11 protein-coding genes are annotated in these 11,157 nt (G+C 51.3%); 4 read left to right on the forward strand and 7 right to left on the reverse strand.

All coding sequences use genetic code 11. The features are described 5' to 3' along the window. A partial coding sequence (kgtP, locus tag QZF50_RS20100; RefSeq protein WP_290388962.1) for an alpha-ketoglutarate permease occupies window positions 1–947 on the forward strand: 947 nt, incomplete at its 5' end. On the opposite strand, the gene QZF50_RS20105 is transcribed toward kgtP, so the two are convergent. The 5 genes from QZF50_RS20105 to trxC form a co-directional block, all read right to left on the reverse strand. Continuing rightward, a complete protein-coding gene (locus tag QZF50_RS20105) occupies window positions 944–1,267 on the reverse strand; it encodes a YfiM family lipoprotein (protein WP_001300818.1) in 324 nt (107 codons plus the stop codon). The two genes, kgtP and QZF50_RS20105, sit on opposite strands and share 4 nt — an antisense overlap. 45 nt (window positions 1,268–1,312) lie before the next feature. After that, complete coding sequence (gene pssA / locus QZF50_RS20110) at window positions 1,313–2,668, reverse strand: CDP-diacylglycerol--serine O-phosphatidyltransferase (RefSeq protein WP_000949265.1); 1,356 nt, start codon at window positions 2,666–2,668, stop codon at window positions 1,313–1,315. A 113-nt stretch (window positions 2,669–2,781) separates the two neighbouring features. Then, entirely contained in the window at window positions 2,782–5,442 is a 2,661-nt protein-coding gene (gene pat / locus QZF50_RS20120) for a protein lysine acetyltransferase (protein WP_000082949.1), read from the reverse strand. A 31-nt stretch (window positions 5,443–5,473) separates the two neighbouring features. Then, window positions 5,474–6,172 (reverse strand): tRNA-uridine aminocarboxypropyltransferase, encoded by a 699-nt coding sequence (tapT, locus tag QZF50_RS20125; RefSeq protein ID WP_001343689.1) that lies wholly within the window; start codon window positions 6,170–6,172, stop codon window positions 5,474–5,476. A gap of 68 nt (window positions 6,173–6,240) precedes the next feature. Beyond that, window positions 6,241–6,660: a thioredoxin TrxC gene (gene trxC / locus QZF50_RS20130; protein ID WP_001098726.1), complete on the reverse strand. Its 420-nt coding sequence runs from the start codon at window positions 6,658–6,660 to the stop codon at window positions 6,241–6,243. Between the two features lie 206 nt (window positions 6,661–6,866). On the opposite strand from trxC, the gene QZF50_RS20135 reads away from it, so the two are divergent. Further along, window positions 6,867–7,904 carry a tRNA/rRNA methyltransferase gene (locus QZF50_RS20135; protein WP_000997403.1) on the forward strand — a complete coding sequence of 346 codons (1,038 nt, stop codon included), beginning with the start codon at window positions 6,867–6,869 and terminating at the stop codon, window positions 7,902–7,904. Window positions 7,905–7,951: 47 nt separating this feature from the next. On the opposite strand, the gene ung is transcribed toward QZF50_RS20135, so the two are convergent. Further along, window positions 7,952–8,641: a uracil-DNA glycosylase gene (gene ung, locus QZF50_RS20140; protein WP_001262716.1), complete on the reverse strand. Its 690-nt coding sequence runs from the start codon at window positions 8,639–8,641 to the stop codon at window positions 7,952–7,954. Window positions 8,642–8,945: 304 nt separating this feature from the next. Between ung and grcA the strand changes: the two genes are divergently transcribed. Further along, window positions 8,946–9,329, forward strand: coding sequence for an autonomous glycyl radical cofactor GrcA (gene grcA / locus QZF50_RS20145; RefSeq protein ID WP_000627807.1), 384 nt, complete (start codon window positions 8,946–8,948; stop codon window positions 9,327–9,329). A 55-nt stretch (window positions 9,330–9,384) separates the two neighbouring features. Here grcA and eamB read toward each other — a convergent pair whose 3' ends face one another. Further along, on the reverse strand, window positions 9,385–9,972 hold the full coding sequence (eamB, locus tag QZF50_RS20150; protein WP_000189207.1) for a cysteine/O-acetylserine transporter: 588 nt from the start codon (window positions 9,970–9,972) through the stop codon (window positions 9,385–9,387). A 102-nt stretch (window positions 9,973–10,074) separates the two neighbouring features. Between eamB and QZF50_RS20155 the strand changes: the two genes are divergently transcribed. Further along, window positions 10,075–10,956, forward strand: a complete 882-nt coding sequence (locus QZF50_RS20155) for a LysR family transcriptional regulator (RefSeq protein WP_000365855.1) — start codon at window positions 10,075–10,077, stop codon at window positions 10,954–10,956. The last annotated feature ends 201 nt before the right edge of the window (window positions 10,957–11,157 follow it).

The following is an 11,157-nucleotide window of genomic DNA, read 5'->3' on the forward strand; positions in this document are numbered from 1 at the left end:
CTATAGGTACGTGGGCTCCGGCATTATTGCTTCTCGCGCGTTTATTTCAGGGATTATCTGTTGGCGGAGAATATGGCACCAGCGCCACCTATATGAGTGAAGTTGCCGTTGAAGGGCGCAAAGGTTTTTACGCATCATTTCAGTATGTGACGTTGATCGGCGGACAACTGCTAGCCCTACTGGTTGTCGTGGTTTTACAACACACCATGGAAGACGCTGCACTCAGAGAGTGGGGATGGCGTATTCCTTTCGCGTTAGGAGCTGTGTTAGCTGTTGTGGCGTTGTGGTTACGTCGTCAGTTAGATGAAACTTCGCAACAAGAAACGCGCGCTTTAAAAGAAGCTGGATCTCTGAAAGGATTATGGCGCAATCGCCGTGCATTCATCATGGTTCTCGGTTTTACCGCTGCGGGCTCCCTTTGTTTCTATACCTTCACCACTTATATGCAGAAGTATCTGGTAAATACTGCGGGAATGCATGCCAACGTGGCGAGTGGCATTATGACTGCCGCATTGTTTGTATTCATGCTTATTCAACCACTCATTGGCGCGCTGTCGGATAAGATTGGTCGCCGTACCTCAATGTTATGTTTCGGTTCGCTGGCAGCCATTTTTACCGTTCCTATTCTCTCAGCATTGCAAAACGTTTCCTCGCCTTATGCCGCTTTTGGTCTGGTGATGTGTGCCCTGCTGATAGTGAGTTTTTATACATCAATCAGTGGAATACTGAAGGCTGAGATGTTCCCGGCACAGGTTCGCGCATTAGGCGTTGGCCTGTCATATGCGGTCGCTAATGCTATATTTGGTGGTTCGGCGGAGTACGTAGCGTTGTCGCTGAAATCAATAGGAATGGAAACAGCCTTCTTCTGGTATGTGACCTTGATGGCCGTGGTGGCGTTTCTGGTTTCTTTGATGCTACATCGCAAAGGGAAGGGGATGCGTCTTTAGTGACGGGTCAGTTGCCAGACGGTATAGCCGGTGCTTGCACCGGCGACATCCCAGGCCAAATCCTTCCAGCTCCAGCCGCTCCCTTCGGGGCGGCTATCCCAAAGCTCTTTTGACGCCCCCAAACTGACAGAGAACATCAATCCAAACATGGCACTGCGATCCCGGCTCATCCCCTGATGCTGTGAATATTCATTTCCGGCGGCGGAAAGCATCGCCGAGGCAATAAAGTGTTGAGCTTTATCCTGCCCGCTCCAGCTATCGTTAGCCATATGGCTGCATCCAGAAAGTAACAATAGCGAACAGACAAAAAGAATACGCAAAACGTGGCCTCCAAAAAACAAACCCCGTACAGGACGGGGTTGTGATTACAGGATGCGGCTAATTAATCGGTCGATGCGGATACGGCGCAAACGGCGGATGAGTTTACGAACCTTCACCGGATAATCGGCAATACTTTGCAGATCGCGATAGTGCTTAACGATGGTGGTATGCTCGCGGATCAGCTCCAGTTCTTTCTCTCGCTGCGGCGCAAGCTCCAGTTGTGGATCGTGGATCAAAATGGCGTTTTCCAGATCCAGACGCCAGGCGCGCGGGTTCAGGTTATTACCGGTGATCAACATCCACTTATCATCAACCCACATCCCTTTTAGGTGATAGGTGTTGTCGTCATCTTTCCATAACCGAACCACTAGCTGGTCAGTATTGACGTAATACTGCAAACGGCTCAGGAAACGACGCAGATTGATCTCATAGAGATAAGGCAATGCGCCAATTATCTTGAAAGGTTCATCTTCCGGAATGTAGAAGTCGTTCGCGGTTTTATCACCAACAATAATTTCGACCTTTTTCCCTTCGCGCAGCAACTGGATAATATTGCGCACAAGGATTGCTGGCAGGTTGAAGTATGGCGTACAGATGGTTAGTTTCTGCTCGGCACAAGGCATAAGATGGAAAATGGTCTTGTTCAACAGACTCGATTTCCCCAGCCCCACTAGCGGCGTTACGGAAAGCTGATCGTTGTCGGCATCACCCTGGAAATGATAAGCGGCATCACGCAGCTCCTGGCGGAACAGACGAATATCGTTCTTGATTTCCGGGCTTTTTGGCCGATTAACATCATCCAGACGATTAACGCCGCGGCCATTCATAATATTCTGTGTAACCCATTCAAACATAATGTCTGACATCTTACGGTTACGGATCAGATGATAACGGTCGTAGCGATATTTATCGTGCTGATGCAGGTAAACATCGTTCAGGCTGGCACCGCTATAAAGTACGCTATCGTCGATGATAAAGCCTTTAAAGTGCAGAACACCAAGGGCTTCACGGGTATTGATTGGAACGCCATAAACCGGAACATCTACGCCCGGATTTTCCTGCGCCATGCGGCAGTACCAGTCAGCGTTAGTGTTAGATGCCGCAGCGCCAATGCGTCCACGTTGTGCACGATGCCAGTCGACCAGCACCCGCACATCCAGTTCCGGACGCTGCCTTTTAGCTTCATACAACGCGTTCAGAATGCCTTTGCCACCGTCATCCTGTTCGAGATACAGGGCGACAATGCAAATGCGCTGCTTCGCGCTGGCTATTTTTTCCAGCAGCGTCTCCCGGAAGTCGGCGGGAGCGTAAAAGAAATCGACATCATCAACTGATTGAGAAATCTTGGGTAGTTGGGCAAGGTGTTGTTGATGTTTATTACGCTTAAATTTTGACAACATCACAGTGCATTTCTTCTCTGTTCATTGAAGGGTCCTCTGTGCAATGCAGACGACATAAGCGGGCAATAATAACACCAGTCCCGATTAAGTGGTCAACATTTCCAGTACCTTACTCATGATTCCTCGCGTTGGGCAAGATTTAGCGTAAGCCCAACGATCCCCTCTTCGAGCTGGATATCAACGTTAAACCCGAGCTTGCGGGCTAGCGCCACCATGCCACGATTGTTTGGCATCGTAATACCATTCAGACGTTGTAGTCCGTGATCTCGCGTATAGGTAATCAACTTTTCCATTAAGCGTCGACCTAAGCCTAACCCTTTGAGATCCGAGCGAACCAGCACGGCAAATTCGGCATCGATGTTATCAGGGTCGGAGATCGCACGCGTGACGCCGAGGATCTCTTCCGTTTGATCAATACGTCGTACCGCTACAAACGCCATTTCCCGATCGTAGTCGATCTGCGTCATGTTGGCTAAATCTTCATGAGTAAATTCGTTGATCTCGCTAAAGTAGCGGTAATAAAGATCTTCTTTGGTGACTCGCGAAATGAATTGCTGAAGTTGTGGCTCATCTTCTGGCAAAATCGGGCGGAACAAGCAGCGTTCACCGTTTTTCAATTCTACCCATTCTTCCAGCTGATGCGGATAAGGGCGCACTGCCAGCCGACTCTCGTTATCGCCTTCAAACGGCGCGATATCCAGCGTGACATCCAGCGCGGTAAATTCACTGCCAGAAGCCAGCAAAGGATGAATATCCAGACGCTGAATTTCCGGGCAATCGACAATCAGGTTGGAAACCTGCACCAGAAGCTGGCTCAAGCCTGCAACATCCAATGGGCGTAGCGCACTGCGCGCACGAATCTTTTTACTTTTGATCCCCTGAATAACCAGATAGCGGGCCAGGTTCATGTTCAGCGGCGGCAGTGCGACGACGGCTTGATCTTCAGGACGCCACTCCACACCTCCCTCACCCAGCATGATCAACGGCCCGAAAACCGGATCGTGCTCAACCACAACCCGCAACTCCTGAGCGCCAGCCCGGTTAGCCATACTTTGCACCAACAGGCCGTGGATCCGCGCCTGCGGCCATGCCATTTTTACGCGATCGAAAATAGCGTTTGCCGCTTGCTGGACTTCATTGGCTGTACGCAGGTACAGCATTACGCCCTGAACTTCCGATTTATGTGGAATATCCGGCGAACGCAATTTCAGCGCCACCGGATAACCAATCTGTTCGGCAATATGCACCGCTTCGGTGCTATCGCTGGCAATCCAGGTGGGGAGCGTGTTCATGCCATACGCTTGCAGGATAGGCTGAACTTCATGGGTATCGAGCGACGTAGCCCCTTCGGCAATCGCCTGTTGCAACAGAAGATGCGCTTCTGCGGTATTGGAAGTCAGATTGCTGGGCAACGCCGGCGTTTCGCGTAGTTGCTTCTGATTACGCCGGTACTCCACCATATGCATAAACGCGGTGATGGTGCCTTCCGGCGTGCGATAGGTCGGCAGCCCGGCTTCGCTGAATAAACGTCGTGCCTCTTGCGAGGAGTGCTCGCCGCACCAGTTCGTCAGCAAAGAGACATATTTGCTGCGGGGATGATGCTTTACCGCTTCAATTAATTCTTGCGCGCTTTCTGTTGCGGGAGCCGCTGCGCTGGGTGAATGAATAACCATCAGCGCATCAAAATCCTGGCTGTGGAGCAGAATGTCCAGCGTTTTGACATAATGCTCGCTGCTGGCGTCATCGCGCAGATCGAGCGGGTTAGAGATTGCCACATGTCCAGGCAGTGCATCGCGCAGTTTCTGGCAGGTTTCTTCGCTTAGCGTTGCCAGCTTGCCATTGTGTGACCATAAGGCATCCAGCGCCAGCGCGGCAGGCGCAGCACCGTTGCTGATAATCATCAACCGGTCGCCACGCAGCGGGCGCATATGGCTAAGGGTTTCCACCGCCGAAAACAGCTCGTGGGTGTCCTGTACCCGCAACAAACCGGCACGCTGAATAGCCGCATCCCACGCCGGATCCATTCCTGCCGTCGTGTTGAGCAGTCGCTGTGCCGCCGGGCTACGTCCGCTTTTAATCACCAGAATCGGTTTATTACGCGAGGCACTACGGGCCGCCGAAACAAAGCGTCGCGCGTCGCTTAACTGTTCGAGATAGAGCAGGATGGCGCTGGTTTTACTGTCGCGCGCAAGATAGTCGAGCAATTCATCAACGTCGATATCCAGGCTGTCGCCGAGCGCAATAAAGTAGGAAAAGCCCATCTCACGCTGTTGCGCCCAGTCGAGGATGGTGTTGGAGACGGCAGCCGATTGTGAAATAAACGCCAGCTTGCCGCGTTTAATCGGCACAGGCGAAAAGCTGGCATTCAGACCTTGCCAGGGAGCCAGTAAACCCAGACTGTTTGGTCCTAGCAGGCGCATGTTATGGCGCAGGGCGCAGGCGCGGAGATCTTCATGTTGCGATGCCGGGGCGGAAAGAATAATGCAGGTTTTACAGCCTTTCTCGCCGAGCTCTTCCAGAAGAGCAAGATTACGGCTGGCATTGGTACATAAAACCGCAAGGTCGGGTGTAAAGGGCAAGCTGGCAATATCCGGCCAGGCCAACACACCCAACACCGCTTTCCAGGCTGGCGTCACCGGGAGTACCGGTCCGTTAAAGCCTCCCGCCAGCAGGTTACGCATCATCAGGTAACCTGCGCGATTGGGTTTCATCGACGCGCCAATTACCGCTATCGATTTTGGTCGCAGTAGTGCTTCCAGTCCTCGCTGACTCATACCGGTCTCCCGCAGAAGTGACCGAATGATTTTAAACGCTTTCTAACTGTTCTGCTGTGATGCTACCCAGATGTTGCGTTTTTCCTGCCAGATAGCGTGTTTTAAAGCGGGTAAAATGCTCGCCTAACCCTGCTGCCGCCCCGGTATCGCCGGCCATATCTAACAGTGCGATGGCTACCTCGGCAGTACAATATTGGCCTGCAGCCTGGGCTTCACGCAGGCGATAGGCAGAAAGCCGGGAAAGATCGACGGAAATGACGGGAAGATTATCCAGATACGGACTTTTACGAAACATCTTGCGAGCTTCCGGCCAGGTACCATCGAGCATGATAAACAGCGGTGGCTTACCGGCAGGTGGTGTGAAGATCACTTCCCGTTGCTCATCAGCATACGAGGCGGGAAAGACCACCATTGGCTGATAATCCGGGTTTTGTACCAGATCCAGCAAATCCTGCGAGGGTTCGGTACGCGACCATTGAAACGCAACGGTATCAGGCAAAATATCAGCAATCAGACGCCCGGTATTACTGGGCTTCATTGGCTCGGTGTCGAACATCAGCAAACAGAAGCGACTTTTTGCTTGTGCTGGGGTAATTGTCGAACAGAGACATAATTTCTCTGGCAAAAGACAGCGTTGGCAGCGACGAACGCGATTACCGCGGGCAAGAAAAGGACGTGTTGCGCGCGCAATACGCTCGGCGCGTAACTGGAGAACAGCGTTTTCGGTCATAAGAGAGCGTCGAAAAAACGCCATTGTCGCAGAGGAGAAAACGGGGCACAAGATGCGCCCCGGTAAGATTAAAGAGATTCGTTCAGCCAGCTATCGAACGGCGCTTTCGGTACTGCGCCATTAAGCATGTCGACAACCTGACCGTTTTTGAAAATCATGATCGTCGGTATACTACGAATTCCAAAGCGACTGCTCAATTCACGTTCAGCTTCGGTATTCACTTTCACAAAGCGCACTTTACCGCTACGCTCTTGCGCGACATCTTCAAAAATTGGTGCGAAATTACGGCAGGGGCCGCACCACGGTGCCCAGAAGTCGATCACCACAGGTAGATCATCCTTCAGCAATTTGTCGAGTGTTTCACCGGTCGCATTAATCACCTCTCCGTCAAACAAGTCGTGACCGCAGCGTCCGCATTTTGCCGCATCTTCGATCCGATCGTCGGGAATGCGATTGATGGCCTGACAATGGGTACAAACGGTATTCATAACTAACCTCGGGATGAGTAAGGAGACTTATCGGCAACGACGCCGGTATGTTTCTAATATGTTACATATTATCGGGGACATTGTTCCAGACAACAATCTGTTTTATTCAATAGGTATGATAGTCGCAGGCTTTGGTACGAAATCATGGCGAACCGCGCGGACTTCGGGTAATCTGCGCGCTTCGCGCAGCGCTGGTGGAGAAAAGCATGAACGATGAAATGAAAGGTAAAAGCGGCAAGGTCAAAGTGATGTATGTCCGCAGTGATGATGATTCTGATAAACGTACCCACAACCCGCGTACCGGGAAAGGGGGCGGGCGTCCAGGAAAATCTCGTGCTGACGGTGGCCGTCGCCCCGCCCGCGATGACAAACAGAGTCAGCCCCGTGACCGCAAGTGGGAAGATTCGCCGTGGCGCACGGTTTCCCGCGCGCCGGGTGATGAGACGCCGGAAAAGGCCGATCACGGTGGCATCAGTGGTAAAAGTTTTATTGATCCGGAAGTGTTGCGTCGTCAGCGTGCGGAAGAAACCCGCGTCTACGGCGAAAATGCATGTCAGGCACTTTTCCAGAGCCGTCCGGAAGCGATTGTTCGCGCCTGGTTTATCCAGAGTGTAACGCCGCGTTTTAAAGAAGCCTTGCGCTGGATGGCAGCAAACCGCAAAGCGTACCATGTGGTGGATGAAGCGGAATTGACAAAAGCGTCAGGCACGGAACATCACGGCGGCGTTTGCTTCCTGATCAAAAAGCGTAATGGCACAACCGTGCAGCAGTGGGTAAGCCAGGCAGGCGCGCAGGATTGTGTACTGGCGCTGGAAAACGAATCTAACCCGCATAACCTGGGTGGCATGATGCGCAGCTGCGCGCACTTCGGCGTGAAAGGCGTTGTGGTGCAGGATGCGGCACTGCTGGAGTCGGGGGCGGCTATCCGTACCGCAGAAGGCGGCGCAGAGCACGTTCAGCCGATTACTGGCGACAACATTGTTAACGTGTTGGATGATTTCCGTCAGGCAGGTTACACCGTAGTGACCACTTCCAGCGAGCAGGGGAAACCGCTGTTCAAAACCAGTCTGCCAGCGAAAATGGTACTGGTGCTGGGTCAGGAATATGAAGGGTTACCGGATGCCGCACGCGATCCGAACGATCTGCGCGTGAAGATTGACGGTACGGGCAACGTTGCCGGGCTGAATATCTCTGTTGCAACCGGCGTTTTGCTTGGTGAATGGTGGCGTCAGAATAAAGCCTGATAAATCAGCCGGGTGGCAACTCTGCCATCCGGCATTTTACCGCAAATTTACTCACTCTCTGCCGGTAATACTGGCATCCAGTCAATCGGCGTCTCGCCACGTTGTTCCAGCCACTGATTTGCCAGCACAAAATGGTTGCAGCCAAAGAATCCACGATGCGCCGAAAGCGGCGACGGATGCGGTGCTTTCAGTACATGATGGCGTTGCTTATCTATAATCGCCCCTTTCTTTTGCGCATGTGATCCCCACAACAAAAACACCACGCCTTCGCGGTGCTGGTTAATCAGGCTGATGACTTTATCAGTAAACGTCTCCCAACCGAGGCTGGCGTGGGAATGCGCCTGACCTGCGCGAACCGTCAACACAGTATTGAGCAGCAGAACGCCCTGACGCGCCCAGCTTTCGAGATAGCCATGATTAGGGCGGGTGAAGCCCGGAATAGTATTTTCCAGCTCTTTATACATATTCAATAATGACGGAGGAATGGCAATGCCGGGACGAACGGAAAATGCCAGACCATGCGCCTGTCCCGGTCCGTGATAAGGATCCTGGCCGAGAATCACCACTTTAACGTCACCCAACTCGGTAAAGCGGAACGCGTTAAAGACATCTTTTTGTGGTGGATAGATAGTGACGCCGGACTGCCGCTCGCTGGCGACGGTCTGAAGGGTATTAAGAAAATAAGGTTGTTGCTTCTCTTCAGCCAGCACGTCATGCCAGGTTAATTCGTTAGCCATCTCGCTCTCCTGCGAATCTTCAATCCGCCTAGCTTAACTGCTTCTTTCTACAGAACAAAATCATGCTCATTTTTTAGACTTAAACGAGTGCAAAAAAATGTAAATTGGTAAAATTTCACACCCGCATAAGTTGATGTAAAACAATAAAATCCATTTACGACCACAATCGATGTGTGGTTTTTATTGATTTAAATCAAAGAATCAAGGGTGGTTGAGGAGTATATATACACTCAAGCAACAATGGTTTTACCAATTGGCCGCGACAGGCTGAACAAATCAAATAATTTTGCCGGGGAGGCATCACATGATTACAGGTATCCAGATTACTAAAGCCGCTAACGACGATCTGCTGAACTCTTTCTGGCTGCTGGACAGCGAAAAAGGCGAAGCACGTTGCATCGTTGCAAAAGCAGGTTATGCAGAAGATGAAGTGGTTGCAGTAAGCAAACTGGGTGACATTGAATACCGTGAAGTTCCAGTAGAAGTGAAACCAGAAGTTCGCGTTGAAGGTGGTCAACACCTGAACGTTAACGTTCTGCGTCGTGAAACTCTGGAAGATGCAGTTAAGCATCCGGAAAAATATCCGCAGCTGACCATCCGTGTATCCGGTTATGCAGTTCGCTTTAACTCTCTGACTCCGGAACAGCAGCGCGACGTTATCGCTCGTACCTTTACTGAAAGCCTGTAAGGCTTAAGTAGCAAGTTACTAAGCGGAAGAGGGCGACCTCTTCCGCTTTTTTTCGTTAATAGAAAATGCGTACCGCGCAATAGACCAGCAACAGGGCAAGCACGATATTTAACTGGCGACCATACTGGCGAAACAATCGCTGAAACAGATGCCCCGCCAGCGCCCAGCACACATTGCCAAACGTCCCAATCATCGCCAGCAAAACGCTGACGCCAACTACCCAGCTTAGCGCCTGTGTTTGCGGCAGAACAAACGTCGACAGTGCCGTAACACCGTACAAAATGATTTTGACGTTCACAAACTGCAAAGCAAAGCTGGCCCAAAAGCTGATTGGTTTTGCCTGAAGTCCGTCTTCCTTTGTTGGGCTGGTGGCGATTTTCCACGCCAGCCAGACAATATATGCCGCCCCCGCCCAACTCAAAAGGTGTACCGCTGCCGGGTCAATCACTGCCAGTGAAAATGAAATGCCCGCACACAGTAACATCACAATCAAAAATCCCAGACTCATCCCTGCCAGCACGCGGGTACTTTGACGAAATCCATGCGACGTAGCAGAGCTAAGGGCGAGAATATTGTTCGGTCCTGGCGTCATAGCGGTAATCAGGGTGTAAGTCCAAAAAGCACTTAAAAGGGTCGGTGTCACTTGTTATCTCCTCTGTTTTGGTAGACAGTACCCGACACGGAACATTTAAAAAAATGAATGTTTTTATATTCTAGATTCGATATTTTCGATAGGTTTGGGGTTATGGATCTGCGCCGTTTTATTACGCTTAAAACCGTGGTGGAAGAGGGTTCCTTTTTGCGAGCTTCGCAAAAATTGTGCTGTACACAATCGACGGTGACTTTTCATATTCAGCAGCTTGAGCAGGAGTTTTCAGTCCAGTTATTTGAGAAAATTGGCCGACGGATGTGCCTTACCCGCGAAGGAAAAAAGTTGCTGCCGCACATTTATGAACTTACCCGAGTGATGGATACGCTTCGTGAGGCTGCCAAAAAGGAGTCAGATCCGGACGGGGAACTACGCGTTGTTTCGGGCGAAACGTTGCTCTCTTACCGAATGCCGCAGGTGTTGCAGCGTTTTCGGCAACGCGCACCAAAAGTGCGTTTATCGTTGCAGTCGCTGAACTGTTACGTGATCCGTGATGCGCTACTGAATGATGAGGCCGATGTCGGCGTCTTTTATCGCGTAGGGAATGATGATGCCCTGAACCGACGAGAGTTGGGTGAACAATCGCTGGTGCTGGTGGCTTCACCGCAAATTGCAGATGTCGATTTTACTGAGCCGGGAAGACATAACGCCTGTAGCTTTATTATCAACGAACCGCAATGTGTCTTCCGGCAGATATTTGAGAGCACGCTGCGTCAGCGGCGGATCACGGTGGAAAACACCATTGAGCTGTTAAGCATTGAAAGTATCAAACGTTGTGTCGCGGCGAATATCGGTGTCAGTTACTTGCCCCGCTTTGCGGTGGAAAAAGAGCTTGAGAGCGGAGAATTAATTGAATTGCCTTTTGGCGAACAGTCGCAGACCATTACGGCCATGTGCGCACACCATGCTGGAAAAGCGGTTAGCCCGGCGATGCACACTTTTATTCAGTGTGTTGAAGAGAGTTTTGTGGCTGGATAAAAATAATGTCGGGATTAAACCCGGCATTTAACTTGTCGACAAAGTGCGCTTTATTCATGCCGGATGCGGCGTGAACGCCTTATCCGGCCTACAAGATCGTGCAAATTCAATATATTGCATGAGCCACGTAGATACTGTTATGGCCTGCAAGTTTTTTCCTGGTCCGGTTTCCCGGATTGCAGGCATGCCAGACACAGCGCC

It is taken from the genome of uncultured Escherichia sp. (assembly GCF_948475835.1).
In the GTDB taxonomy this organism is placed as follows: Bacteria; Pseudomonadota; Gammaproteobacteria; order Enterobacterales; family Enterobacteriaceae; genus ECMA0423.